The organism is Bradyrhizobium sp., from assembly GCF_035935975.1.
Taxonomy (GTDB): Bacteria; Pseudomonadota; Alphaproteobacteria; order Rhizobiales; family Xanthobacteraceae; genus Bradyrhizobium.
Window position 1 is genome coordinate 82,239 of the sequence record NZ_DASYWN010000055.1, and the last position, 24,985, is coordinate 107,223.

General features: G+C 64.7%; 21 protein-coding genes. 3 read left to right on the forward strand and 18 right to left on the reverse strand.

The window, feature by feature from the left end:
* Positions 1 to 24: 24 nt before the first annotated feature.
* From VGR99_RS34050 to VGR99_RS34085, 8 genes are all read right to left on the reverse strand, one after another.
* Positions 25 to 1,338, reverse strand: coding sequence for a TRAP transporter large permease subunit (locus VGR99_RS34050; protein WP_326904329.1), 1,314 nt, complete (start codon positions 1,336 to 1,338; stop codon positions 25 to 27).
* Between the two features lie 2 nt (positions 1,339 to 1,340).
* Positions 1,341 to 1,946 carry a TRAP transporter small permease gene (locus VGR99_RS34055; RefSeq protein ID WP_414645207.1) on the reverse strand — a complete coding sequence of 202 codons (606 nt, stop codon included), beginning with the start codon at positions 1,944 to 1,946 and terminating at the stop codon, positions 1,341 to 1,343.
* 126 nt (positions 1,947 to 2,072) lie between these two features.
* Complete coding sequence (locus tag VGR99_RS34060; RefSeq protein ID WP_326904331.1) at positions 2,073 to 2,870, reverse strand: MBL fold metallo-hydrolase; 798 nt, start codon at positions 2,868 to 2,870, stop codon at positions 2,073 to 2,075.
* A 14-nt stretch (positions 2,871 to 2,884) separates the two neighbouring features.
* The gene (locus VGR99_RS34065) at positions 2,885 to 3,661 is read right to left on the reverse strand and encodes a TatD family hydrolase (RefSeq protein ID WP_326904332.1); all 777 of its coding nucleotides are present in this window, start codon (positions 3,659 to 3,661) and stop codon (positions 2,885 to 2,887) included.
* A 9-nt stretch (positions 3,662 to 3,670) separates the two neighbouring features.
* Positions 3,671 to 5,668 (reverse strand): methionine--tRNA ligase, encoded by a 1,998-nt coding sequence (gene metG, locus VGR99_RS34070; protein ID WP_326904333.1) that lies wholly within the window; start codon positions 5,666 to 5,668, stop codon positions 3,671 to 3,673.
* Positions 5,669 to 5,777: 109 nt separating this feature from the next.
* Positions 5,778 to 6,824 (reverse strand): DNA polymerase III subunit delta', encoded by a 1,047-nt coding sequence (locus VGR99_RS34075; RefSeq protein WP_326904334.1) that lies wholly within the window; start codon positions 6,822 to 6,824, stop codon positions 5,778 to 5,780.
* On the reverse strand, positions 6,821 to 7,507 hold the full coding sequence (gene tmk / locus VGR99_RS34080; RefSeq protein ID WP_326904335.1) for a dTMP kinase: 687 nt from the start codon (positions 7,505 to 7,507) through the stop codon (positions 6,821 to 6,823). Before tmk ends, VGR99_RS34075 begins: the two co-directional genes overlap by 4 nt.
* Positions 7,508 to 7,509: 2 nt before the next feature.
* A complete protein-coding gene (locus VGR99_RS34085) occupies positions 7,510 to 8,772 on the reverse strand; it encodes a D-alanyl-D-alanine carboxypeptidase family protein (RefSeq protein WP_326904336.1) in 1,263 nt (420 codons plus the stop codon).
* A 153-nt stretch (positions 8,773 to 8,925) separates the two neighbouring features.
* Between VGR99_RS34085 and VGR99_RS34090 the strand changes: the two genes are divergently transcribed.
* Positions 8,926 to 9,879 (forward strand): alpha/beta hydrolase, encoded by a 954-nt coding sequence (locus VGR99_RS34090; protein ID WP_326904337.1) that lies wholly within the window; start codon positions 8,926 to 8,928, stop codon positions 9,877 to 9,879.
* Here the strand turns inward: VGR99_RS34090 and VGR99_RS34095 are convergent.
* From VGR99_RS34095 to VGR99_RS34110, 4 genes are all read right to left on the reverse strand, one after another.
* Positions 9,876 to 10,391 carry a GNAT family N-acetyltransferase gene (locus VGR99_RS34095; protein WP_326904338.1) on the reverse strand — a complete coding sequence of 172 codons (516 nt, stop codon included), beginning with the start codon at positions 10,389 to 10,391 and terminating at the stop codon, positions 9,876 to 9,878. The two genes, VGR99_RS34090 and VGR99_RS34095, sit on opposite strands and share 4 nt — an antisense overlap.
* Positions 10,392 to 10,400: 9 nt before the next feature.
* Complete coding sequence (locus VGR99_RS34100) at positions 10,401 to 10,943, reverse strand: phage tail protein (RefSeq protein ID WP_326904339.1); 543 nt, start codon at positions 10,941 to 10,943, stop codon at positions 10,401 to 10,403.
* 49 nt (positions 10,944 to 10,992) lie between these two features.
* Positions 10,993 to 11,520 (reverse strand): phage tail protein, encoded by a 528-nt coding sequence (locus VGR99_RS34105; protein WP_326904340.1) that lies wholly within the window; start codon positions 11,518 to 11,520, stop codon positions 10,993 to 10,995.
* A 111-nt stretch (positions 11,521 to 11,631) separates the two neighbouring features.
* Positions 11,632 to 12,174: a phage tail protein gene (locus VGR99_RS34110; RefSeq protein ID WP_326904341.1), complete on the reverse strand. Its 543-nt coding sequence runs from the start codon at positions 12,172 to 12,174 to the stop codon at positions 11,632 to 11,634.
* Between the two features lie 473 nt (positions 12,175 to 12,647).
* On the opposite strand from VGR99_RS34110, the gene VGR99_RS34115 reads away from it, so the two are divergent.
* Positions 12,648 to 18,206: a putative Ig domain-containing protein gene (locus tag VGR99_RS34115; protein WP_326904342.1), complete on the forward strand. Its 5,559-nt coding sequence runs from the start codon at positions 12,648 to 12,650 to the stop codon at positions 18,204 to 18,206.
* Between the two features lie 60 nt (positions 18,207 to 18,266).
* Here the strand turns inward: VGR99_RS34115 and VGR99_RS34120 are convergent, their stop codons facing one another.
* Together VGR99_RS34120 and VGR99_RS34125 are read right to left on the reverse strand one after the other, a co-directional pair.
* Positions 18,267 to 19,202 carry a septal ring lytic transglycosylase RlpA family protein gene (locus VGR99_RS34120; RefSeq protein ID WP_326904343.1) on the reverse strand — a complete coding sequence of 312 codons (936 nt, stop codon included), beginning with the start codon at positions 19,200 to 19,202 and terminating at the stop codon, positions 18,267 to 18,269.
* Positions 19,203 to 20,162: 960 nt separating this feature from the next.
* Positions 20,163 to 20,399: a hypothetical protein gene (locus VGR99_RS34125; RefSeq protein ID WP_326904582.1), complete on the reverse strand. Its 237-nt coding sequence runs from the start codon at positions 20,397 to 20,399 to the stop codon at positions 20,163 to 20,165.
* A gap of 211 nt (positions 20,400 to 20,610) precedes the next feature.
* Between VGR99_RS34125 and VGR99_RS34130 the strand changes: the two genes are divergently transcribed.
* The gene (locus VGR99_RS34130; RefSeq protein WP_326904344.1) at positions 20,611 to 21,189 is read left to right on the forward strand and encodes a TIGR00645 family protein; all 579 of its coding nucleotides are present in this window, start codon (positions 20,611 to 20,613) and stop codon (positions 21,187 to 21,189) included.
* 19 nt (positions 21,190 to 21,208) lie between these two features.
* On the opposite strand, the gene VGR99_RS34135 is transcribed toward VGR99_RS34130, so the two are convergent.
* The 4 genes from VGR99_RS34135 to VGR99_RS34150 form a co-directional block, all read right to left on the reverse strand.
* Positions 21,209 to 21,529 (reverse strand): DUF1476 domain-containing protein, encoded by a 321-nt coding sequence (locus VGR99_RS34135; RefSeq protein WP_326904345.1) that lies wholly within the window; start codon positions 21,527 to 21,529, stop codon positions 21,209 to 21,211.
* Between the two features lie 286 nt (positions 21,530 to 21,815).
* Positions 21,816 to 22,007 (reverse strand): hypothetical protein, encoded by a 192-nt coding sequence (locus VGR99_RS34140; protein WP_326904346.1) that lies wholly within the window; start codon positions 22,005 to 22,007, stop codon positions 21,816 to 21,818.
* A 69-nt stretch (positions 22,008 to 22,076) separates the two neighbouring features.
* Positions 22,077 to 22,748, reverse strand: a complete 672-nt coding sequence (locus tag VGR99_RS34145; protein WP_326904347.1) for a DJ-1/PfpI family protein — start codon at positions 22,746 to 22,748, stop codon at positions 22,077 to 22,079.
* A gap of 31 nt (positions 22,749 to 22,779) precedes the next feature.
* Complete coding sequence (locus tag VGR99_RS34150) at positions 22,780 to 24,981, reverse strand: multicopper oxidase family protein (RefSeq protein WP_326904348.1); 2,202 nt, start codon at positions 24,979 to 24,981, stop codon at positions 22,780 to 22,782.
* Positions 24,982 to 24,985: the final 4 nt, after the last annotated feature.

The following is a 24,985-nucleotide window of genomic DNA, read 5'->3' on the forward strand; positions in this document are numbered from 1 at the left end:
ACTTCTCCTCACAGGCGAACTAGATCAGTCGGGGAAAGCAAGCTTTGGAAGCAGCATAACGATCTGAGGATATTCGGTGATGATGAACACGGCGGCGAGCAGCAGCACGAAGAACGGGAACGCCGCGCGCGCGACGGTAAAGGTGTCGCGGCCGCTCATGTTCTGGAGCACGAACAGGTTGAAGCCGACCGGCGGCGTGATCTGCGCCATCTCGACATGGATGATGAGATAGACGCCGAACCAGACCAGATCGAGCCCGGCCTGCTTGACCATCGGCAGCACGATGACGGCCGTCAGCACGATCATCGAGATGCCGTCGATCAGGCATCCCAGGATGATGTACATGATGCTCAGATACAGCGCGAGCATCCCGGGCGTGAGCTGCTGGCCCTGTACCCAGGTCGCGAGCGCGGCCGGGATTCCGGTGTAGGCCATAGCCGCCGTGGTGTAGGCCGCGCCTGCCAGGATCAGCATGATCATGCAGGTCAGGCGCGTCGCGCTCATGATGCTCTCGAGGAAATTCTTGCGCGTCAGCGTGCCGCTCCACCAGGCCAGCAGCAGTGCCCCGGCGACTCCCCAGGCCGCGCACTCGGTTGCGGTCGCAAAGCCGAGGACGAGCGAAAGGAACACCGCGAGGATCAGCAGCAGGCAGGGCACGAGCTTGGCGGACTCCTGCAGCTTTCGGCGAAACGGCATCGGCGGATCGCGCGGCGGAACCTTGGCGGGGTTCAGCAGCGACCAGATGATGATGTAGCCGGAATAGAGCACCATCACGAGCACACCCGGCAGGAAGCCGCCGAGGAACACCTGGAGCACGGAGACGTTCGCCGTGACCGCGTAGACGACCATCGGGATCGAGGGCGGGATCAGCAGGCCGAGCGTGCCCGAGCCTGCGAGCGAGCCGAGGCTCAGCCCCTTGTCGTAGCCGCGCTTGTCGAGCTCGGGCAGCGCGATCTTGCCGATGGTAGCACAGGTCGCGGCCGAAGAGCCCGAGACCGCCGCGAAGATGCCGCAGCCGATCACGTTCACATGCGTGAGCCGCCCCGGCAGCCATTGTACCCAGGGCGACAGGCCCCGGAACATCTCCTCCGACAATTTGGTGCGAAAGAGGATCTCCCCCATCCAGATGAACAGCGGCAGCGCGGCCAGCGTCCAGGACGAGCTTGCGCTCCAGGTGGTGGTCGCAAGCACCGAGCCGAGCGGCAGGCTCGTGGTCAGCGCCATCGCGACGAAGCCGACGAGTCCGAGCGAGACCGCGATCCAGACACCGCTTCCAAGCAGCAGGATCATGACGCCGAGCAGGATGAAGGAGAGCTCGATCATGCCGAGATTGGCCATGGTCAACCTCCGCCGCCTTGCGAGATGCGTTCGACGAACTCTTCCGGCGTCTCGTCTGGAGAGCCCTTTTCATAGCTTGGCCGTTTGCCGCCGACGACATTGACCATCTCGTCGATCAGCGCGATCGACAGGATCACGAGCCCGCCGGCAAAACCGAGCTGCGGAATCCAGAGTGGCATCGCGACCACACCCTGAGCCACGTCGTTGAAGCGCCAGGAATCGTACGTCATCTGCAAAGCGTGTCGCGTGAAATAGAGGATGAAGGCGGTGGCAATACCGAGCGCCACGATCTCCGCGACCTGCTTGGTCCGCCCGTGCAGGCGCTCCAGCAGCAAGCCGACGCGGATCATCTCACCGCGCTTGAAGGTGTGGGCGAGGCCGAGAAAGGCCATTGCGGCCATGCACCAGGATGCGAAATCATCTCCGGCGGGGATGTTGAGTGCGAACTGCCGGCCGATCGACATCACCATCATGATGGCGAAGATCGCAACCAGGAAGACGCCTGCCGCAATACCCGAGCCGAGATAAAGCAGATCCAGAGCACGCCGGACCAGTCCAACAGAATTTGCGTCGTCGCCGTGCCCTGCCACGCGGCCTCCCATCCTCATTCTGCGGCGCAATCAAGCTTGATTATCGCCAGCAGCCAACGTCTGTCTTTCAGACGTTAGACCAACACGATGGGGTTCGCGAAAGCAAGGAGCATGCCGCCCTGCGGCAAATTTCCACTGGATAGTTCAGTGCGTCTCCAGCCGCAGGCCGTCATAGGCCGGCACAACGCCCGCGGGCAGCGATTGCCGGATCACCTCGTAGTCGACATCGGCGGTCATGTTGGTGATGACGGCGCGCTTCGGCTTGAAGCGCTCGATCCAGGACAATGCATCGTTGATACTGAAATGGCTGGGATGGCCGTTGTAGCGCAGGCCGTCGACGATCCAGAGATCGAGATTTTCCAGCGCGCCCCAGCTCTCGCGCGGAATGTCGTTGAGGTCGGGCGTATAGGCGGCGTTGCCGATACGATAGCCGAGCGCGGGAATGTTGCCGTGCTGGACCAGGAAGGCGGTCATGGTCACGTTCCCGCCCTTGCCGATGATGATCTGGCTCCCGCCTGCCTCGATCGAATGCCGCGTCAGGATCGGCGGATAATCGCTGCCCTCCGGCGAGATGAAGCAATAGGAGAACCGCGCCATGATGTCCTTCGCGGTCGACTGATTGAAATAGGTCGGAATGCGCTTGCGCATGTGGAGAACGACGGAGCGCAGGTCGTCCATGCCATGGGTCTGGTCGGCATGCTCATGGGTCAGGAACACCGCGTCGATGTGGTCGACATTGGTGTCGATGAGCTGCTCGCGCAGGTCCGGCGAGGTGTCGATCACGATGCGCGTGGTGCCATGGCTCGACGTCTGCTCAACCAGCAGCGAGCAGCGGCGGCGGCGGTTCTTGGGGTTGTTGGGATCGCAGGCGCCCCAGCCGAGCGCCGGGCGCGGCACGCCGGCGGAGGAGCCGCACCCCAGAATCGTCAGCGTTAGAGTCATGCGGCTCCCAGTCCTTAAGCTTTCACCTTGGAGAACAGGCGGAAGAAGTTTTCGCTTGTCTGGCGTGAGATCTCTTCGAACGACACGCCGCGCGTCTCGGCCAGCACCTTGGCGACCTCGACCACATAGGCCGGCTCGTTACGTTTGCCCCGGAACTTGCCGGGCGCAAGATAAGGCGAGTCTGTTTCAACCAGAATACGGTCGGACGGCAATTCGGCCGCGAGTGCGCGCAAGGTCTCCGACTTCTTGAAGGTCAGGATGCCCGTGAAGCCGATATAGAGCCCGAGCGACACCGCCTTCAGCGCCAGTTCGCGCCCGCCGGTGTAGCAATGCAGCACGGCGCGAAACGATCCCTTCGCCGCCTCCTCTTCGAGGATGCGGGCGCAGTCCTCGTCCGCCTCACGGGTGTGGATCACCAGCGGCAGGCCGGTCGTGCGGGCGGCGGCGATGTGGGCGCGAAAGCCCCTCGCCTGCGCCTCCGGCGAGCCGTTGTCGTAGAAATAGTCGAGCCCGGCCTCGCCGAGCGCGACCACCTTCGGATGCTCCGTCAGCGCGATCAGCTCGTCCGGCGCGATGCCGTCTTCCTCATCCGCGTTGTGCGGATGGGTGCCGACCGAGCAATAGACGTCGTCGAACCGCTCGGCGATGGCGAGAAGCTGGTTGAGCTTCTTCACCCGCGTCGAGATCGTGACCATGCGGCCGATTCCGGCCGCACGTGCACGGGCGACGATCCCGTCGAGATCTTCCGCGAAGTCCGGAAAATCCAGATGGCAGTGACTGTCGACCAGCATCGTTGCGCCTCAGGCCGCCGGCTCGATGTAGCGCGGAAACGCCGGGGTCGGCGCCGGCAGCGTCGAGCCGGGTGCGATCCGCTTGTCACCGCCGAGCATCGCAAAATTGCGTTCGCCTGCGGGGATGCCGAGGCTGTCGAGCAGCAGGTTGGACGCGGTCGGCATCGCCGGCTGGGCCAGGATCGCGATCTGGCGCACGACTTCGGCGGTGACGTAAAGCACCGTCTTCTGCCGCGCAGGATCGGTCTTGGCCAGCGCCCACGGCGCCTCGCCCGCAAAATAGCGGTTGGCTTCCGCAACCACGGCCCACACGGCATTGAGCCATTGATGGATCTGCTGCGTCGCCATCGCTTCGCGCGACGCGGCGATCATGCCATCGGCCATCGCCAGGATCGCCTTGTCGTTGTCGCTGAATTCGCCGGGCTCGGGCAACACGCCGCCGAGCTGCTTGGCGACCATCGACAGCGACCGCTGCGCGAGGTTGCCGAGATCGTTGGCGAGATCGGCATTGATGCGCGCGACGATGGCTTCGTGGTTGTAGTTGCCGTCCTGTCCGAACGGCACCTCGCGCAGGAAGAAATAGCGCATCTGGTCGACGCCGTACTGGTCGGCGAGATTGAAGGGGTCGACGACGTTGCCGACCGACTTCGACATCTTCTCGCCCCTGTTGAACAGGAAGCCGTGGGCATAGACCCGCTTCTGCACGGGAATGCCGGCCGACATCAGGAACGCCGGCCAGTACACCGCGTGGAAGCGGATGATGTCCTTGCCGATGATGTGCACATCGGCCGGCCAGTAGCGCCAGTTCTTGTCGCTCTCGTCGGGGAAGCCGACGCCGGTGATGTAGTTGGTGAGCGCGTCGACCCACACATACATCACGTGCTCTTCGTCGCCGGGCACTTTCACGCCCCAATCGAAAGTGGTGCGCGAGATCGAGAGGTCGCGCAGGCCGCTCCTGACGAAGCTCACCACCTCGTTCTTGCGGGAGTCCGGCCCGATGAAATCGGGCTTGTCCGCATAGAGCTTGAGCAGCTTGTCCTGATAGGCCGAGAGGCGGAAGAAATAGCTCTTCTCCTCGACCCATTCGACCGGCGTGCCCTGCGGCCCGAGCCGCACGCCGTCATCGTTCAGACGCGTCTCGTCCTCGGCGTAATAGGCCTCGTCACGCACCGAGTACCAGCCGGAATAGGTGTCGGCGTAGATGTCGCCATTCGCCTCCATGCGCCGCCAGATTTCCTGGCTCGAGCTATGGTGCTGCTCCTCGGTGGTGCGGATGAAGCGGTCGAACGAGACGTTCAGCCGCTCGTCCATTTCCTTGAAGCGGCCTGCATTGCGGGTCGCGAGCGCGGCCGGTGTCAGGCCCTCGTTCTGGGCGGTCTGGACCATCTTCAGTCCGTGCTCGTCGGTGCCGGTCAGGAAGAACACGTCCTTGCCGTCGAGCCGCGCAAAGCGCGCCAGCACGTCGGTCGCAATCGCTTCATAGGCGTGGCCAATATGAGGGGCGCCGTTGGGATAGGCGATCGCGGTGGTGATGTAGAAGACGTTGTCGCGCGAGGGAGCCGCGGCAGGAGCGGCAGCTTGCGGAGCTGCGACGGACTTCGGCGCGGCCGGCGCCTTCGGCTTCGACACCTTGGGCTTCATCACCTTCGCCGGCGTAGCGACGACAGGCGCTGGCGCGACGATCAGGACAGGCGCAGTCACCTCCGCCTTCTTGGCCACCTTCTTCACAGGAGCCTTGGTCTTCGCTGGAGTCTTGGCAGGCTTTTTGGCCGCCTTCTTCGCTGCCGTCTTGGCAGCGGCCTGCTTCTTCGCAGCTTTCTTGGGGGCCTTCTTTGCCGTCTTCGCGGCGCTCTTCTTCACGCCCTTCTTGGCGGCCGCCTTCTTCGTCTTGTTGACCTTCTTGGCAGCTTTGCGCGCAAGCGCCTTCACGGCCTTTTTCGTGGCTTTCTTGGCGGCCTTCTTCGCTGCCTTTTTGCCCTTGACGGTTTTCTTAGCTCGCGTTGCCACGACGAATTCCTTTACCGGCTTCTCTAAATTTGGAAACGAATCTGCGTTAGGTTGCTGTTCTGCGCATGATCATTTCGGAAAACCGCTGCGCACTTTTCCGGATCATGCTCTAGCGCGTTGCGTCCGCCAGCCAGCCGAACACCGAGAAAACCAAGGGCTTTCGCTCCAGATTGTAGGTTTCGGTGTCGCGCGCGGCGCGGACGATCTTTTCCCATACCTCAGCTAGGCGCGCAAGGCGCGGCAGGTTCTGGTTGGCGTTGGCCTCGTCCGCATGCAGGCGCTCGGCGATCCAGCGATCGATGCCGTCGATGAAGGCCGCGAGCGCAACGCGGTCGCTGGTACCGAGGGAATCGCCAAGCGTGTGCAGTTCGCGCGGATCGACCTGTGGCAGTCGTGCCAGCAGCGCCGCCGTACGCTGCTGGAGCTTCAACGCGTCCCCGCCGAGCAGCGTCAGCGCCCGCGCGACGCTGCCCTCGGAAGCCTCCGCCGCCTCGCGTAAGGCAAGGTCGGTCGGCGCGAGGCCGGCAGCTTCAGCGGCCGCGCTGATCACCTCGTCCGTTTCGAGCGGCCGCAGGCGCAGCTTGCGGCAACGTGACTGAATTGTGGCGAGCACGCGTGCGGGCGCGTGGCTCACCAGCAGGAACAGCGATTGCTGCGGCGGCTCCTCGAGGATCTTCAGCAGCGCGTTGGCGGCGTTCGGATTGAGCTCGTCGACGGTGTCGACGATGCAGACGCGCCAGCCTTCCGCCGCGGCGGTCGAGCCGAAGAAGCCGATCGTCTCGCGCGTCTCGTCCACCGTGATCACTGTACGCATCACGCCGCGATCATTGGCGGTGCGCTCCAGCGTCAACAGGCCGCCATGCGAGCCGGCCGCGACCTGCCGCGCAACGGCGTCATCCGGATCGATCGCGAGGCTCTCGGCGTACTGGACGGCCGGCGCCAATGGCTGGCCGTGCGCGAGCACGAAGCGGGCCATGCGATAGGCCAGCGTCGCCTTGCCGATCCCCTGCGCGCCCCCGATCAGCCAGGCATGCGGGATACGACCGCTGCGATAGGCGGTCAGCAGCGCGGTCTCGGCCTCGCGATGGCCGAACAGAAGGCTCGTCTCGCGCGGATGCGGAACGGCGGATTCGCGCTCGGTCTGACGCGGGCTCATGCCGAGATCACCGACGCCGGCGTTGGCAGGAGGCGCTCGCGCAGCGCCGCCCAGACCCGGCCGGCGACCGTATCAGGATCGGAATTGGCGTCGATCAGCACGCAGCGCTCGGGCTCCTCCTCAGCGATCTTCCGATAGGCCTCGCGCAGACCCTGATGGAAGCTGAGCTGCTCGCTTTCGAACCGGTCGGGCGTGCCGCTGCCGCGACGCGCGGCGGCGCGTTGCAGGCCGATCTCGACCGGCAGGTCGAGGATGATGGTGAGATCCGGCTTGAGATTGCCGATCGTGACCCGCTGCATGGCGTTGATCAGCGCCGCGGGCACCTGGCCGAGGCTGCCCTGATAGGCGCGCGTCGAGTCGGCGAAACGGTCGCACAGCACCCAGGCGCCGTGGTTGAGCGCGGGCTGGATCACGGTGCGGACATGGTCGTCGCGCGCGGCGGCGAACAGCAGCGTCTCGGCGTCGGGCCCGAGCAGCTTGCCCATGCCCGACAGCACCAGATGACGCATGATCTCGGCGCCCGGCGATCCCCCCGGCTCGCGCGTGACGAGCGTGCGCATCCGTGCCGCCTTGAGGCGGTCGGCGAGCTTCTTGATCTGGGTCGACTTGCCCGTGCCCTCACCACCCTCAAAGGTGATGAAGCGTCCGCGTCCGGACGGTCGCTGTCCCTTGCTTTCACTCATGGTCAGAGCTTCTCGGCGCCTGCGCGGAACATGCCGATCACGAGCTCGCTGGCGCCGTCGATCGCGCGGCGCATGGTCGAGCCGGTGCCGATCGCCTCGGCCGCATAGACCGGCGTCTCCACCGCGATATTGCCGCTGCGCCAGACCTTGACCACGCCGACCTGCTGGCCTTCCTGGACAGGTGCGCGCACCGGGCCGCTATAGACGATGCGCGCGATCAGCTTGTCGCTGCCGTTCTTGTGCACCATCACCTTCACGGGCGTCTTGGCGACCAGCTTGACCGAGCGGCTCTCGCCGCCGAACACCTTGGCGTAGCCGACTGGCTGCTCGGCCGCGATCAGCGTGCGGGTCTCGAAATTGCGAAAACCCCATTCCAGCATCTTCTTGGCTTCCGTGGCGCGATCCTCGGGATCTTCGAGACCGTTGACGACGACGATCAGCCGCGTGCCGTTCTGCACGGCCGAGCCGACCATGCCGTAGCCGCCTTCCTTGGTGTAGCCCGTCTTCAGGCCGTCAGCACCTTCCATCGAGTTGAGCAGCGGATTGCGGTTCGGCTGGCGGATCTTGTTCCAAGTGTACTCCTTCTCGCCGAACAATTTGTAGAATTCGGGGAAGTCCAGGATGATATGGCGGGCGAGGATGCCGAGCTCGCGCACCGTCATCTTGTTGCCGGGGTCGGGCAGACCGTTGGAATTGCCGAAGGTCGATTTGGTCATGCCGAGCTCGCGGGCGCGCTTGGTCATGAAGTCGGCCGCAAAGATCTTCTCGTTGCCGGCGATGCCTTCGGCGAGCGCGATGCAGGCGTCGTTGCCGCTCTGGATGATCGCGCCATGCAGGAGATCGTCGACCGAGACCTTGCTGTTGATGGCCGCGAACATGGTCGAGCCGCCCGAGGGCGCTCCGCCCTTGCGCCAGGCATTCTCGCTGATCCGGTATTCGTCGGTCAGCTTCATGTCGCCCTTCTTGATGGCGTTGAAGACGACTTCCGCCGTCATCAGCTTCATCATGCTGGAGGGCGCGCGCAGCTCGTCGGCGTTCTTCTCGAACAGCACGCTGCCGCTGGAGGCCTCGATCAGGATCGCGGTGGGGGCGTCGCCGTCGAAGCCGGACTCTTCGGTTTTCTTGGCGCCCTGGACGCTCTGGTTGGCGGCGTAGAGCGCCCCGCCGGAGCCGATGCCCACCATCACAGCCGTCGCGATCAGCGCGCGCGCCAGTGCTCCGGCGGTGGACCGGGTGAGACGGAGCGGAAAAAGACGAATTGCCATGGCCAAGCCCTGAGAGCGGCGTTCTAACAGCAGGAACCGGCGCGAACAACACGAGGCAGGACGCCGGAACCCGAGATTGCACGATTCTCGCCGCACCCCTATCGTGGCACCTCACATTTTTCCACCAAACCCCTGAAACAAGGCGGAAAAGCGATGTCGTCCACCCGCATGCTCAAGGCCAACGGGATCGATCTGTTCATCCGCGAAGCCGGCCAGGGTCCGCTGGTCGTGCTGTGCCACGGCTGGCCCGAACTGTCCTACTCGTGGCGCCATCAGATCCCGGAGCTGGCTGAGGCCGGATTCCATGTCGTCGCCCCCGACATGCGCGGCTATGGCCAGAGCGCGGCGCCGCCCGAGGTGAGCGCCTATTCGATCTTCGACACGGTCGGCGACATCGTCGGCCTCGTGCAGGCGCTCGGCGAGACCAAGGCGATGCTGGTCGGCCACGACTGGGGCGCGCCGGTCGCCTGGCACGCGGCGCTGTTCCGGCCCGACATCTTCACGGCGGTGGCGGGGTTGAGCGTCCCGCCGCCCTTCCGCGGCCGCGGCAAGCCGCTCGACCTGCTGCGCCAGGGCGGCGTGACCAATTTCTACTGGCAGTATTTCCAGACCCCCGGCGTTGCCGAGGCCGAGCTCGAGCACGACGTCGCGCGCACCATGCGCATCGTGCTCGGCGGCCGCGGCCTTGCCGACCCGAGCGCCGCCATGTTCGTGCAGGACGGCAAGGGCTTTCTCGGGCACGCCACCACCGAGGAGCCGCTGCCCGACTGGCTCAGCGAGGCCGACCTTGCCTATTTCACCGAGAGCTTCCGCAAGTCCGGCTTCCGTGGCGGGCTGAACTGGTATCGCAACCTCGACCGCAACTGGGAGCTGACGGCGCCCTGGCAGGATGCGCAGATCCACCAGCCCTCGCTGTTCATCGCCGGCTCGAAAGACGCCGTCATCACCGGCCTGATCGGCGCCAAGCGCGTCAACGAGCTGGAGCGCGTGCTGCCCAACCTCAAGCGCAAGCTGATCATCGACGGCGCCGGCCATTGGGTGCAGCAGGAGCGGCCCGACGAGGTCAACGCGGCGCTGGTGAGCTTCCTGCGCGAGGCGGCGCGCTAGATGAGATCTTTCCTCATCGCGATGTGGGCGGCACCCGCCTGCCCGGTCTCGGCAAATCCCTGCCGCAGGTAAAACCTGCGCGCGGCCAGATTGTCGGCGAGCACCGAGAGCGTCAGCGCCGCAACACCGCGCTGCCGCGCGCCGGCGTCGAGTGCATCGAGTATTTTCGTTCCGATACCGCAGCCGCATTCGGGCGGCAGCAGCGCGATGTCTACGATGTGCCAGCGCTCGCGCGTGCAATGAAGCAGCAGCCGGCCGACGTCGCTCCCGTCCCGTGTGACGATCAGCGAGATCGCGTCGGGGAATTGCGCGGCATAGCCGGCCGCCTGGCTGCGAAACTGCTGCGCGATGACTTGGCTGACGATCGGTCCGGACAGGCCGGTGGCCGTGAATTGCCCTGTCCGGACCTGCTCGAAGAGATGCCGGATGAACGGCTCGTCGGTCGGGCCTGCGGGCCGAAGCCGCAAGGCCGGATCATCGGGGATGATGTCCAGCGACGCGCGGTCGGTCATACCGTCGCGTCAGCCGAAGGACGGAAAGATTCCCGCATAGGCGATGCACCAGACCAGCACCTGGGTCGGTTGCATGTTGTCGTGCGGCTGCCCCTGGCCGTTGGGCGCGATCGCGTTCGGCGCCAGAGTCGTATTGCTGGGGAGCGGGCCAAAGCCGTTGAACGCCGGATCGATCGCCGTGAGATTCGATGACGTTCCGGGGCCGGCGGTCGCGTTCGCAGCCGTCTTGATGCCGAGCTGCAGCCCATGGGTGTGACGAGCCATGGTATCGACAGTCAGCGTGACCGTAGGGGAGCCCACGACCTCACCAATATCCCGCAGCGAAAGTCCCCGCCCCTGTCCCTGACTCATGACGACGGAGCCGGAAAGATTCGGGAGTGCGAAATTGCTTTGGCCGTTACCGCCGTACGCGGTGCCGATCAGGCTGAACAGCGGCGTGAAGCGTTGAATGGGAACGATCTGCCCAAAACACGGCAGCCAAGCCTGATTGAAGCCGCTGGACGCGAAAGAAAACGGAAACGCCTGGATTTCACCAACAAACGGATCTGACACCTGATCCTCCCCTTACGATTGCCCGAACTGGATTGCCTCGACGGCGCGATCAGCCCTGCGATGGGAAAATACCCGCCCAACAGATGCAGTAATTGCAGGTGACGGTCGGCATCATGTTCTCGTGCGGCACGCTGTTGCCCGCGGGGGCGACGCATGCCGCCATGCGATCATAGGACGGGATGCTGGCAGCCGGTGCATAGAGAGTGCCGGCCGACGCCGTCCCCAGATGCAGCGTCGGACCCGGTGTTTGCGTTTCGCCCACTGCCGTTGACGACATCAGGGCATGGCTGTGGACCGGCATCTCTGGCTCGATCAATGTGTGCGCTTCTTCACCCCCCAATTGCCCGAGAGTGAAGTTCGGCAAACCGGTGCCCTGGCCCCGCCCGATCGCGACGCGTCCCTGCAGATCGGGAAGGTTGAAAGTGGTTTGCCCATCGCCGCCATAGATCGTGCCGATGATCGCATACAGCGCCTGGTACTCGGAGATGGACACGCTCTGTCCGTTGCAGGCGAACCAGCCGGTCGGCACGCGCGGAAAGGCAAAAAGCCTGATTTCACCGACAAAAGGATCTGACATGGTCGCCTTTCCAATCGTGTCGCGGATGCGGAGTCGAAATGCGAGGTGAAACTATCGCCTGACCTTCGGCGCGATTGGCCGAAGGTCGATCGCGCCTTCAGTCCCGGGCCTTCAGTCCCGGGACGGATAGGTGCCTTGCAGCGCTATCAGATAGCTGATCGTGAGATAGGGCTGCATGTTGTTGTGCGGTGAGCCACCACCTTCGTTGACGACATTGGTGCCGATCGCAAGCGGGGTCTCCTGCTTGCCGGCAGCGACGAATATCTTGGTCGGGCTTGCGGGAGGAAGCGTGTTCGTTTCGAAGACGTTGTTCGTCGGCACGGCGAGGCCACGACCGCTGCCCTGATCGGTCTTGGCCAGTATCCCGTGCGGGTGGCTTGGCAGCGTGGCCGTGCTCAGGCTGACCGCGGTCGTGCCGCTGATCATTCCCGGCACGTAACTGCCCTGGTTATCCATGCCGAGAATCGCGCGCCCCATCAGGTTCGGCAGCCCGAACGTCGACACGCCATTACCGCCATAATAGGTCCCGAGCAGTGAAAACAGCGCTGTATTCTGCTGGATCGCCAGCAGCGCCCCGTTACAGAGGGCCCAGCCCCTCGGTATGATGGAGCCGGCAAAAGGCATGATCTGCCCCAGGACTGGCTGGCTAGGCATGTCTTCCTCCCCATCTTCATATGTCAGGCGGATTGCTGTCGTGACGCGCGAATACGAAATCAGCGCGCGGCGGTTTTGAAATCGACGCGTGAATAGAAGGTGTTCCCGCTGTGATTGTTAGATAGCACACGATCATCCGTCAAGTGCACGCGCGTTAGAGTCGCCCCTGGATGAGCTTCTATCTTGGGATGATTCCGCTGAATGGCGGATGGTCTCGGGCGATACCTGAAAAGTTGGGAAATACAAGCGGCGTGCAGATTGGTTGCATTTCTGCAACTAGAGGAAGCAAAAGCGGCTGCAAAAGGTTCAAGTTTACCGAATTTCAAGTTTCGGGACTTGTGGAGCGGCGGCTTTTTGCGTCCCATAGGATGTCGTCGGGCAATGGCACAACCGCCCGCCAGAGATTTTATTGATTTTAGAAGCAACTGGAAGCTGCGGGTTGACGCGTTCCAAGTTGCCGGCGTGGGGACGCAATGCTGTTTCTTTTCCAGGTGCTCGGCGCGATGGTTGCGCGGTCCCTGCGAGCGGTGGTCGCGTCGCGTGCAATGAGAGCGTTCGGCATCACCGCACTGCTGTCGATCTGCCTGATGGGCGGATCACTGTCGGAAGCGTTTGCGGCTCCGCCGGGACCCTGCGATCAGGTCACGGATTCTACGAGCGGCACGACGATCACCTTCACCAGCGTCAACCAGACCTATCATCTCTGTTTCACGGTCAACAGCCCGCAAAATACCAAGACCGCCGCTGACGATGCGGTCCTTTTCGGCATCTACTCCGCGGCCGGCATCGACGCTGGCACGTTTTTCATGATCGACGGCACGTCGGCAGCGACCGCGACTCCCTTCTCGACGTCGACGAGCGCCGGCTCCTACAGCATGAACATCACGGCCAATGGTGGAAATGTTAATGTCGGTCAGTCCGCCATCGATATCAAACTCACTGCACTGACCTCGCCCGGGACGGTGGACCACGTCACGCTTTGGTACTGTTCGGTTTGCAGTGACGCCTCTGGCGTCGCCACGCCGGGAACGCTGACCGACACCGCCTACCCTCTGACGATCATCCTGCCGGCTTCCGCACCGACGATCGCGGCCGCGTTCTCGCCGTCAACCACCACGACCAGCGGAACATCGACACTCACGCTGACGATCACAAATCCGAACACCGGAGTGGCGCTGAGCGGCCTTGCGGTGGCCGCAAACGCACTGCCGGCCGGATTGACCGGGAGCAGCCCGGCGACCACCTGCAGCGGCGGAACGGCAGTCTACACCGGCGGAGCAGGCGGCAACCTGTCCATGTCCGGCGCGACATTGGCGGCCAATGCAAGCTGTACGGTGACGCTGACCGTGTCATCTGCAACCGCGAACACATACACCTACACGACCGGTGCGGTCTCAGCCACGAACTCTGCGGCGGGAGGCACGGCGACGACCGGCACGCTGACTGTCAGCTCCGTCACCGCACCGACCATCTCGGCTGCATTCTCTCCGACCTCGATTGCGTCGAACGGCATCTCGACCTCGACGCTGACGCTGACGATCTCGAATCCGAACGCAGCGAGCCAACTCACCGGCGTCGCGGTGGCTGCGAGCGCCTTGCCCGTAAACCTGAACGGATCCAGTCCCGGCACGACCTGTACCAGCGGCACCGCGACCTACAACGGCGGCACCCGCAGCCTCAGCCTCAGCGGCGGTGTCTTGAATGCCAGCGCGAGTTGCACCGTGACATTGACGGTCTTCACCTCGACTGCGGGCACCTATTCCTACACGTCGGGCGTGGTCTCGGCTTCCGGCCCGGGATCGGTGACCGGTACGACAGCAACCACAGGGGCACCGTTGACCGCGGTCGGGCCGACCGCGACGCAGTCCATCGCCTCGCGTACGCTGACGCAAGGTCAGCCGGCGACAAATTTCACGCCGGTGACAGGATCTGGCGGTACTGCGCCGCTGAGCTACAGCATATCGCCAACGCTTCCGACAGGATTGACCCTCAATACCGGCACAGGCGCCATCACCGGCAGTCCGACGGCGACGCTTGCGGCGACGACCTTCACCGTGACCGTCACCGACGCCAACAATGCCACCGCGAGCAACACGTTCAGCCTGACCGTGAATACGGCGGTCACGGCGACCCAGTCGGTCCCAACAAAAACGCTGACGCAGAACCAGGCGTCGGCCAATTTCACGCCGGTGACTGGCGGTGGCGGCACCAGTCCTGTGACCTACAGCATCTCACCGGCCTTGCCGGCTGGATTGACTCTCAACACCTCGACGGGCGCGATCACCGGGAGTCCAACGGCGACGAGTGCGGCCGCGACTTACACGGTCACGATCTCGGACGCCAACAGCGCCACCGCGAGCAACACGTTCCAGTTGGCCGTCAATGGCCCCACCACGGCGACGCAAGCGGTTCCCGCAGTGACGCGGACACAGAACCAGGCGTCGGTCTCGGTCACGCCGGTCACCGGCGCCGGCGGCACCGCGCCGCTCACCTATGGCGTCTCGCCGACGCTGCCGGCCGGTCTGACGTTCAGCACCTCGACCGGCACCATCACGGGGTCACCTACGGTCACGCATGCGGCGTCGACCTTCACCGTGACCGTGACCGACGCAAATGGCACGTCCGCGAGCAATACGTTCCAGCTGACCATCAACAGCGCCGTGACGGCGACGCAGGCGATCGCCTCCGTGACGGGGACCTCGGGTCATGCGGTCACACCGTTCACGCCGGTCACGGGCGGCGGTGGCACCGGCGCGCTCAGCTACGGCATCTCGCCAACCTTGCCCACCGGGCTGACCCTCAACACCGCGAACGGACAGGTCACGGGGACGCCGAGCGGCGCGAGCCCGACCACCACCTACACAGTCACCGTCACCGATACCAACGGCGCCACCGCCAGCAACACTTTCAGCCTAAGCATCAACGGGCCGGTGACGGCAACGCAGGCGGTGCCGTCGACCAGCCTGACCCAGAACCGTGCCGCGACGCCCTTCACCCCGGTCACGGGCGCCGGGGGCAGCGCGCCGTTGAGCTTTGCCGTTTCTCCCGGTTTGCCGGCCGGCCTGACCTTCAACACCACGACCGGCCAAATCACGGGAACGCCGGCGGCCACCAGCGCTGCCACGACCTACACGGTCACGGTCACCGACGCGAACGCCGCCACAGCGAGCAATACCTTCGCCCTGACCGTGAACAGCGCGGTGACGGCGACGCAGGCGGTGCCGTCGACCACGCTGACCGCCAACCATGCGACCACGCCTTTCACACCGGTCACAGGCGGTGGCGGTACCGGCACGCTGAGTTATGGCGTTTCGCCGGCCTTGCCCGCCGGATTGAGTCTCAGCGCCAGCACCGGGCAGGTCACAGGTACGCCAACCACGGCCAGCGGCGCGACGACCTACACCGTCACGGTGACGGATGTTAACGGCGCCACCGCGAGCAATAGCTTCAGCCTGACGGTGAATGGCGCCGTCACCGCGACGCAGACCGCGCCCTCGACCGTGCTGACCGTCAACCATGCGGCGACCCCGTTCACGCCTGTCACCGGCTCGGGCGGCACGGGCACCCGGACCTCCAGCGTTTCGCCGGCCTTGCCCGCCGGATTGAGCCTCAACGCCAGCACCGGGCAGATCACCGGCACGCCAACCGTCGCCAGCGGCACCACGACCTATACGGTCACGATCACCGACTCCAACGGTGCCACCGCGAGCAACACGTTCAGCCTGACCGTCAACGGCACGGTTGTCGCAACCCAGACCATTCCTGCGAAAACGCTGACACAGGGCCAGCCGGCGGCCTCGTTCACGCCTGTGACCGGTTCAGGCGGCACGCCGGCACTGGTCTATACGATTGCGCCGGCGCTGCCGGCCGGTCTGAGCCTCAACGCCAGCAGCGGCGCCATCACCGGCACCCCGACAGCGGCGCTTGCTGCAACGACATTCACGGTGACGGTCACGGATGCCAACAATGCGACCGCGACCAACACCTTCAGCCTGACTGTCGCCGGAGCCGTTACGGCGACCCAGGCCGTCGCCTCAACGACACTGACCGCCAATCATGCCGCCACTGCGTTCACGCCCGTCACCGGCGGCGGCGGCACCGCACCTCTATCCTACAGCGTGTCACCGACCCTGCCGACGGGGCTGAAGATCAACGCGCCGGACGGCGTCGTTTCCGGCACCCCGACCGCAGCAGTCAGCCCGGCGACGTTCACGGTAACCGTCACCGACGCCAATGCTGCGACAGCGACCGCGACGTTCAGCCTCACCGTGAGCGGAGCCGTCGTTGCGACGACCGCCGTGCCGTCGTCGGCGCTGCCGGTCAACCAGGCCGTGACCCCGTTTACGCCGGTGACGGGCGCGGGCGGTAGCGGCGCCCTGACCTATGCGATCGTCCCGGCGCTTCCCGCAAGCCTTGGCCTTACCTACAACACCGCCTCGGGGGCGATCAGCGGAACGCCGACCGCGCCGCTGACGACCACAACATTCACCGTCACGATCACGGACACGAACAGCGCGTCGGCCAGCTCGACATTCACTCTCTCCGTGGGGCTGGTCGATAGCAAAGTCACCCTCACCTCGTCGGCCAACCCGAGCCAGTTCGGCCAGCCGGTGACTTTCAGCGCGACCGTCACCGGTGAGGGCGGCACACCGACGGGCACCGTGACCTTCAGCGACGGCGGCAGCGCGATCGGCACCGGCAATGTGAGTGGCGGCGTCGCCGCCTTCACGACATCGACGCTTGTCGTTGGCAACCACACCATCACCGCCAGCTATGCGGGCAGCAGCCTTTTCGCGCCGAGCAAGTCGGGTGCGCTGGCCCAGGCCGTGAACATACCTGCCGACAGTCTCAAACTGCGCGCCCTGCAGGCCAACGTGACCAAACTGGTGGCGCAGAATTCCGGGCAGGCCATCTCGGGGGCGATCGACGATGCCATTGCCGATGGCTTCAATCCGGATGGCGGCACGCTGGTGTCGCCGGGCAGCACGCGCGTGCGGATCAATTTCTCGGCCGACCCACGCGATGATGACGATGGCGCGTCCAGAACCGGCACGAGCGGCGCAGGTCGGAATTCCTACGATGGCGACCGCAATGCAGGTTCAGGCCGCGGGGGACGCGGCCGCAGCGGCTCCCGCGTCGATGACGCGTTTGCCGCGATCGACCAGCAAATGCCGAAGAAGGCCGTGCCGAAATGGCATCAGGAGAAGGAATGGTTGTTGTGGGCCGACGTGCGCGGCACCGGCGTCGATCAATGGAATTCGTCGAATTCATTCGGCGTCGGCCAGGTGAGCCAGGCCGCGCTCCGAGGCTTCCAGGTGAACGCGCTGACGGGGCTGACCTACCGTGCGAAACCCAACCTCCTGGTGGGCGTGCTCGGCGGCTACGAGAACTTCAGCTACACGGATGACACCGTCAATGGAAAGCTGAAGGGCGACGGCTGGACCGTCGGCGCCTATCTCGGCTGGAAGATCATCCCGACGCTCCGCTACGACGTGGCCGTGACCTATTCGGGCATCGGTTATGACGGCCTCGCGGGCACCGCGCAGGGCAATTTCAACGGCAATCGCTGGATGTTCGCGACCGGCTTCACCGGCACCTACAAATGGGCCGGCTTCTATCTGGACCCTTCGGTCAAGGTCTACGCGCTGTGGGAGCGGGAAAACGCCTATGTCGACACGCTCGGCACCCAGCAACCCGCCCGCACCTTCACCAGCGGCCGCGCCTCGGCGGGCAACAAGGTCTCCATTCCGGTGGCATGGCTCGATAGTGTGGTGCTGGTGCCGTACGCCGGCTTCTATGCCGATTACTACTTCACCCAGGACGACGTGGCCGCGATCGTCGCTGAGGGCGGCATCCCGCTGGCGTCGACGCCGCTGCTCCAGGGCTGGTCGGCTCGCGTCACCGGCGGCGTTGGCGCCCGGCTTGCGAGCGGAGCGACGGTCGCCTTCGGCGCAGAGCTCGGCGGCATCGGCGGCAGCACGCAGGTCTGGACCTTCACGGGACGCGCGAGCGTCCCGTTCACGGCGCAATAGGCCCGCTTGCTGAGGCAGCGGCGCTGCCTCGCTTTCCATAATTCTCTGCTTGTGGCCTGATCAGTAGAGGCCGCGACCGCTCAGGATGCTGCGGGCTTCAGCGGCGCCGTCAGAGCCGTAGGCGGCGGTGGGAGCGCTCTCGCTCGCGTAGCGGCCGTCCTCGTCATAGGACACCGCACGCGCATTCTGGAGCGCCCGCCCCCGGCTGCGGCTCGAGGCCGACATTTCCGAGGTCGCATTGAGGGAGGCCATATCGGCCGAGGTGTTGCCGAGATTGTAGGGCCGCCCCTCCGGCATCGGAACCTCGCCGCGAATGGCGCCGCGGGTCGATGACGGCATCTCCGGCACGAAGGGCCTCGCCGAAGCGACCCGCACCATCGAGGGCGACGGCGCCGGGACCCCGGTGCGCAAAGTGGCCATCAGCTGGCGGTCGTCGGAACCTTCGAGCGGTGCCCGGCCGACATATTCGACCCGGACCCTGGCGACCCCATTTCCTTTGAATTCAAGGAGTTCGGCGGCCTTGTTCGAGACGTCGATGAGCCGGTTGCCGTGATAGGGCCCGCGGTCATTGACGCGGACGATCAGCGACTTGCCGTTGGAGACGTTGGTGACCCGTGCATAGGACGGCATCGGCAGGGTCGGATGCGCCGCCGTCAGCGAGCCCATGTCGAACACCTCGCCATTGGCGGTCAGGCGGCCGTGGAAGTCGTCACCATACCAGGACGCCATGCCTTCGGCGCGGTAGTTGACGTCCTCTTCCGGAACGTAGGTCCTGCCGGCCACCACATAGGGCTTGCCGACGCGGTAGGTGCCGCCGCCCTTCGGAACCGGCTCCCCAAAAGCGACAACCCGGGGGCTCGAGGACACCCCGTACTTCGGATCGACCCGGCTGGCGAACTTGTTGGAGGATGCGCAATTGGCGAGCGCGAGGCAGGTCGCGGCTGCCGCAACACCGCGCGCGGCCCGCAAAACCGAATCTGACCGTCGGATCCCCATTCGCCCCAAATACCATTTCGCCGGAGGCGTACCCAACCCGCTTACGTTACGGGGGAAGCACCGTCCGGTCATGTGGTCCGAGGCGGCCCACCACCGCGTCGAACGTGAGTAAGGATAACGCAACCCGAACACGGCGGAAATGGGGAGCCCACAGCGAACACGGCGGGATGGTAAACGGCGCGTTCGCTTCTCCCCGTTGATCTACGGAGCGCAGAGCCCTGCTCTGTGCCACTCCTGGACATTCTGTTGCGCTAAATCCTCACTCCACCCCCATTGTCGCGACAATCACTGGAATTCTTTTGACTGTGCAAGGCCGCCCGCGTTCTCTCGCATGCAAGGGCGGGATTTGGAATTTAACGATGATCGAGACGGTTTCGGCACTGATGGGTCTGGTAAGCGCGGCGATCTTCCTGGCCCATGCGTTTGAAGGTTACCGCACGAGGGCCTGAGGCACTCGCGCGGGAGGCAAGCATCACCTCTTTCAAGACATGCGTTCGGACAATTTTAAGCAATCCGACCGAGCATCCAAGGCGAGAGTGGCAGGTGTCCCATGCGCAACCATGACCTCGTATCCGATGGCTTCCTGGCATTGACCGCCGGTGGCTTGGTCCTTCTCTGCTCCAGCCTCGTGGCACTGGCCTTCGGCTGAGCACGACCTCCGCTTTCCCATTTTCTAACTACAACTACACCGCGATGCAGCATGCGATCCGTTTTGGATTGCCCCGCTCCCGTTTAGTTGATTGAATTTTGGCATTCGACGCCTCGACTCATTTCAAGAGGCCATCACCAACGAGGGTGACGCAAATGCTTTCAGAGAAATTTTTCCTGGTTCTGGAATCGCTGATCCGCAGCGACCGTACCTATTCCGACGGAAGCCCCCGGGTCATCAGCACCTCCCCGCACGTACCGGTGAAGCTGCCAAGCCAGAAGTAACCCGCGCCTTCCGAACGCCCGTCGCGCTCAACGCAGTCCGAGCAGCGAGCGGCGATAGAAGCCATCGCGAGCCTCGCCGAGGCAGACGAAGCTGCCGTCGAACCCCTGGCGATATCGCCTCTGGCCGCGGGTGTAGTAGACGCCCTTCTTGAAATCGAGCCAGACCACCTGGTCGTGCGGGCAATGACGCTGCGCCTGCGCCTCGTAACGAAACGGCGTCAGCGGGGTCGCCGACACCTCGGCGCCGCCGGCGCCAAGCATCATCGCCGCGGCGAGAGCAACCCTTCCGAGCCCGTTGCCAAAGCCGCTCCCCACGTCCGGTCTCCCGATCCAGGCCATCCGCGCGACGGCCGCCCGCGACGCTAGCACGAAACGGCGCGGCGACCGGAAGCCGCAAATGCACCTCGCGTCTTCCGCCAGCCATCTTGTCGGGCTAATCAAAGCGAGCTCATCTCCTTGCGAGGATCCTGCCTGAATGTCGGTTGAGCCTGAAGCCAGCACCGGACCCCACCCGCCCGCGCCGCGCCTGGGGCTGCTGCCGATGATCATCTTCGGCTCACGCTGGCTGCAACTGCCGCTCTATCTCGGGCTGATCGTGGCGCAGTGCGTCTACATCACGCTGTTCCTGAAGGAGCTCTGGCATCTGTCCTGGCACGCGCTGGACCTCACCGAACAGCAGATCATGATGAGCGTGCTCGCGCTGATCGACGTTGTGATGATCTCCAACCTGCTCGTGATGGTCATCGTCGGCGGCTACGAGACGTTCGTCTCACGGCTCGACCTGCAAGGCCATCCCGACGAGCCGGAATGGCTCGGCCACGTCAATGCGAGCGTCCTGAAGATCAAGCTCGCCATGGCCATCATCGGCATCTCCTCGATCGCCCTGCTGCGCACCTTCATCGAGGCCGGCAATCTCGGCTCGAGCCGCGCCGGATTCACCGAGACCGGCGTGATGTGGCAGGTGCTGATCCACATCACCTTCATCCTCTCGGCGATCGGCATTGCCTATGTCGACAAGCTGAGCGATTCCGGCATGCGCAGGCACGCCGAGTGAGCCGCAACGGGCCACGCTCTCACTCTTTGCTTGCTTCGAGCTGCGCGAGCGCCTGGTGCAGGCATTCCTGGAATTTGAGCGCAACCTGCTCGCGCGACACGCCCCTGGCGGCGAGATCGCCTGCGACCCTGCCCACGACATCGTCGATCGTCCGCCGCTCCAGATTGTCCGTCACCAGTCCCGTCGCATAGCTCGCCGCGGCATCGCCGCTGAGGCCGAGCTGATCGGCGGCCCAGAGCCCGAGCAACTTGTTGGTCCGGGCCGAGGCCTTGAACATGAGCTCCTCGTCGTGGGCGAATTTCGCCTCGAAGCCCTGCTCGCGCTTGTCGAACGTGGTCATGGTCAGCTCCATTGCGCTGATGGGATGGGACTGCTGGGGAGCGAACGTCTCCGTCATTCACGTCATTGAGGATCAATTGAAGCTTCCTCCCGGAAGGCAAACGCCGTCAAGCCCGCCACGCGACATGCTGGCGCGTCGACACGACTTCGCGCGGGAGAGATTGAGAGCTGACGTGCGAACAGAAGCTGTGCGCCGCAGCGGCGCAGTCCAAGCGCGCCTATCCGACCGGCGCCAGGCCGGTCGTGAGATTGAACAACGAGAGTCAAAGCGAGGCGACCGGGCTCGATCAGCCCTTTGCCGCCGCGGCCTCCCGCGCAAGGCGTTCGGCCCTCAGCCGTTCGCGGTTGGCGTGAAACGCCTTTTGCGCCGCTTCATGGTCGCGCATGGCCTTTTCGGCCTCGATCCGGCGTGCCGCATCGCGCGCCTGGCGCTGTTCGGGGGTCAGGGGTTTGCGTCGGAAGGAAAGGTCTTCATTCATGGCAAGACAACGCCGCCGCCGCCAAAGGGTTCCATGAAGTAAGGAACAGCCGGCGAAAACGCCAAGATATCAGCCGGTTAGCGAATCACTCGCCGATCGCTTCGGCCCCAGCGGCTTGACCCCGACGAGCGGACATTTCGGTGCCGGCGGAATCGGGCTGCGCACGGGCGGGTCCGGATAATACTGGGTATTCTGCTGGACCTCACGGGCGAGCTCGGTGCCGCCGAGCAGCGTGATCAACATCAGGGCCTCGTCGAGGCCTGCCGAAATTCCGCCTCCCGTCAGGCGATTGCGATCGAGCACGAAGCGCGGGTGACCTTCGGCGACCTTCACCTTCGGAAAGTACAGGGGGAAGCATTCGAGGAAGGCCCAGTGGGTCGTCGCGAAATGACCGTCGAGAAGACCAGAGGCCGCAAGCAGCATCGCCCCCTCGCAGACCGAGCACATGTATCTCGCACCGGCGGCCTGTTTGGTCAGAAAATGGAAGTAGGTCTGGCGCGGGTCGTTGATGATCTCGGTGAGCGCGGCCGGATCGCCGCCGGGGACCCAGACGGCATCATACTGGGTGCATTCCGCGAAGGACGTCTTGACCTCGAACGGAAATCCCCGGTTACGAAACCGCTTCATGCCCGCCTTGGCGGCGACGATCTCGACATCGAAATTCGCCCAGTCGAACATCTCGAAGGGGCCGGCGACGTCGAGCATGTCGACGCCGTCGTAGACGGGGATTCCGATCTTCATCACGCGCGATCCTCGCTGCTGCCCCTGCCCCTCAATGCTTGTGGCCCGGCGGCAGCGATGCCGGTGTGGCCGTCGGCGGCGCGGCGCGGTGCATGCCCGCCATCCCAAGGCCGCCGCCGGGCGCGTTGAGATCGGGGACGATCGCGATGTTGGCCATCATGCCCGCGTCCTCGTGGTCGAGGATGTGGCAGTGCAGGACATATTCGCCGATGTAGCGGTCGTATCGCGTCCGGACCTGGATCTGATAATTGTTCTCGACGATGATCGTGTCGCGGAAAGTATGCCACATGCCGCAATACTGGTTGGCCAGTTGCTGCGGGTCGGCGAACACGATCTCCGGTTTGCAGGTGCCGTCGGGATTGTAGATCGAGATCCGCTGACCGTTGGTGTTGGTGGTGGTGACGTCGATCACCTGGAACGGATTGACGTGGATATGGAAGATGTGCGGCTCGCCTTGCGCGGAGAGCAGCCAATCGTCCGTGGTGTTGACCTCGCGGGTATAGTTCACGACGTCAGGATCATACGAGTCGTTGTTGACCGTGAACTTCGGGAAGTTGATTGCGAACGCAGCCTCCTGCTGCTGGCTGCCGGCAGCGGGCGGTGCAAGGTTCTCGAACGGCGCCCATGGACGCAGATCACCGTCACGCAGTCCGGTGCGGACGGGATCCGGCAGCGTCGGATTGGCGTCGTACAGCGCCTTGCCGACATAGGCCTGGAGATCACCGGTCACAGGCTGGCCGCCGCGCACATGGATGTAAGCCAGCAATTGCGGCGTCGACGGCCCCTGCCCGCCGCCATTGCCGTTGGACACGCGCTCGGCCGGCGGCGCTGCCTGGTTGAGCAGGCAGTAGTCGCCATCCGAGGGGAAGACGACGAGGATATCGCTGCGATAGCCGGGCTGCATGTAGTTCGATTCCAGCACGCCGCCGACCTGGGAGGCGAACACGGTGCGAATTTTAGTCCGTGTGAGGCCGTCATTCGCAATCTCGAATTGCGGGATCAGCGTGCCCGCGGAAGCGTTGCAGGCGGCCAGAAGATCGGCCTTCTGCTGCTGGCGGTTGCCACTCAGCGCCGAGTTCGCAATCAGGTTCGTCGTGGGCGTCGCGCGCACCAGCTGAATGTTGATGGTGTCGTGAATGCCGGCATGCACGAAACGCCAGCGCTGGATCTCGCCCGCCGGCAGCGTGAGCGTCGGCTGCACGATGCCGTTGACGCTGGTAAAGCGGCCATTGGTGTCCCAGATCGTGGCGGAGTCCAGTTGCAGGCCGAAATTCTCGACGACGCCGGGACTGACCGGATTGCCGGGGGTTGCGAGCGGACATGTCCACGGCGCGTTGGCGATGTTTGCGGGACTGCTGGCGTTGTAGAGCCCTTGCGTGGTGTAGATCTGCTGCCACGGGCCGCCCGCCTGGTTCGGCTGGTTGGCGAAGCAGGCATAGGCGATCTGCTGGAACAGGAAGAGCTGCTCCTTCAGCGGGGTGCCGTTGTCGTCATGCAGCACCGTGTCGATGTCGGCGATCGGCTTCGGGTTCTGCGGTGTCGGCGGCGTGTAGGGGCGCTCGCCCTTAACCACCAGCACGCCCGAGGCGCCGCTCGCCACCTGCACGGCCGTCGAGCCGTGACGATGCGCGTGATACCAGAACGTCCCCGCCGGATGGTCGTTCGGGATGTTGATCTCGTAGGGAAACTTGGTCTGCGGCGCGATGTTGAGCAGCACGTTGTCGCTGTTGCCCGCCGGCGACACGTGCAGGCCGTGGGTGTGCAGATTGGTGGTGTTGAAGCAGCCGACCAGAGCCGGCAGGCCGAGCCCCGACGGCGGATTGGGCAGGCAGCTCGGATCATCCTTCGCAAGCTGATTGATCAGGTCGACGCGCAGCGTGTCGCCCGGCTTGACGAAGATCGCAGGCCCCGACTTGCAGCCGCCATAGGAGCGCAGCTCGACCGGATCGAGACCGCCCGGCTGCGGGTCGGTGGGATCGGGGTTGTTGATGAAGAAGCGCCCGCGCACGAAGTTCAGCACCACGGAGACGATCGAGCCGCTGCGCGCGATCGATCCTTGCGGCCGGCAGCCGCCGACGGCAGGCGCCACGGCGGCCTCCAATCGCACCACATCGCCCTGCCCAGGCAGCGTCGGCGGCGGCTCGAACGCACGGGGCACCGGTGCCGCCAAGGCCTGAACGCTGGGTCCGAGCGCGGCGACGACGAAACCAATTCGCGCAAGATTCTTCATCATGTTG

Coding starts and splice junctions, on each gene's coding strand:
- VGR99_RS34130 (WP_326904344.1), top strand. CDS start 20,611: ATGTCGGTTGAGCCTGAAGCCAGCACCGGACCCCACCCGCCCGCGCCG.
- VGR99_RS34110 (WP_326904341.1), bottom strand. CDS start 12,174: ATGCCTAGCCAGCCAGTCCTGGGGCAGATCATGCCTTTTGCCGGCTCC.
- VGR99_RS34075 (WP_326904334.1), bottom strand. CDS start 6,824: ATGAGCCCGCGTCAGACCGAGCGCGAATCCGCCGTTCCGCATCCGCGC.
- VGR99_RS34150 (WP_326904348.1), bottom strand. CDS start 24,981: ATGATGAAGAATCTTGCGCGAATTGGTTTCGTCGTCGCCGCGCTCGGA.
- VGR99_RS34145 (WP_326904347.1), bottom strand. CDS start 22,748: ATGAAGATCGGAATCCCCGTCTACGACGGCGTCGACATGCTCGACGTC.
- VGR99_RS34055 (WP_414645207.1), bottom strand. CDS start 1,946: ATGAGGATGGGAGGCCGCGTGGCAGGGCACGGCGACGACGCAAATTCT.
- VGR99_RS34135 (WP_326904345.1), bottom strand. CDS start 21,529: ATGACCACGTTCGACAAGCGCGAGCAGGGCTTCGAGGCGAAATTCGCC.
- VGR99_RS34050 (WP_326904329.1), bottom strand. CDS start 1,338: ATGGCCAATCTCGGCATGATCGAGCTCTCCTTCATCCTGCTCGGCGTC.
- VGR99_RS34125 (WP_326904582.1), bottom strand. CDS start 20,399: ATGATGCTTGGCGCCGGCGGCGCCGAGGTGTCGGCGACCCCGCTGACG.
- VGR99_RS34120 (WP_326904343.1), bottom strand. CDS start 19,202: ATGGGGATCCGACGGTCAGATTCGGTTTTGCGGGCCGCGCGCGGTGTT.
- VGR99_RS34060 (WP_326904331.1), bottom strand. CDS start 2,870: ATGACTCTAACGCTGACGATTCTGGGGTGCGGCTCCTCCGCCGGCGTG.
- VGR99_RS34115 (WP_326904342.1), top strand. CDS start 12,648: ATGCTGTTTCTTTTCCAGGTGCTCGGCGCGATGGTTGCGCGGTCCCTG.
- VGR99_RS34090 (WP_326904337.1), top strand. CDS start 8,926: ATGTCGTCCACCCGCATGCTCAAGGCCAACGGGATCGATCTGTTCATC.
- tmk (WP_326904335.1), bottom strand. CDS start 7,507: ATGAGTGAAAGCAAGGGACAGCGACCGTCCGGACGCGGACGCTTCATC.
- VGR99_RS34085 (WP_326904336.1), bottom strand. CDS start 8,772: ATGGCAATTCGTCTTTTTCCGCTCCGTCTCACCCGGTCCACCGCCGGA.
- VGR99_RS34065 (WP_326904332.1), bottom strand. CDS start 3,661: ATGCTGGTCGACAGTCACTGCCATCTGGATTTTCCGGACTTCGCGGAA.
- VGR99_RS34105 (WP_326904340.1), bottom strand. CDS start 11,520: ATGTCAGATCCTTTTGTCGGTGAAATCAGGCTTTTTGCCTTTCCGCGC.
- VGR99_RS34140 (WP_326904346.1), bottom strand. CDS start 22,007: ATGAATGAAGACCTTTCCTTCCGACGCAAACCCCTGACCCCCGAACAG.
- VGR99_RS34095 (WP_326904338.1), bottom strand. CDS start 10,391: ATGACCGACCGCGCGTCGCTGGACATCATCCCCGATGATCCGGCCTTG.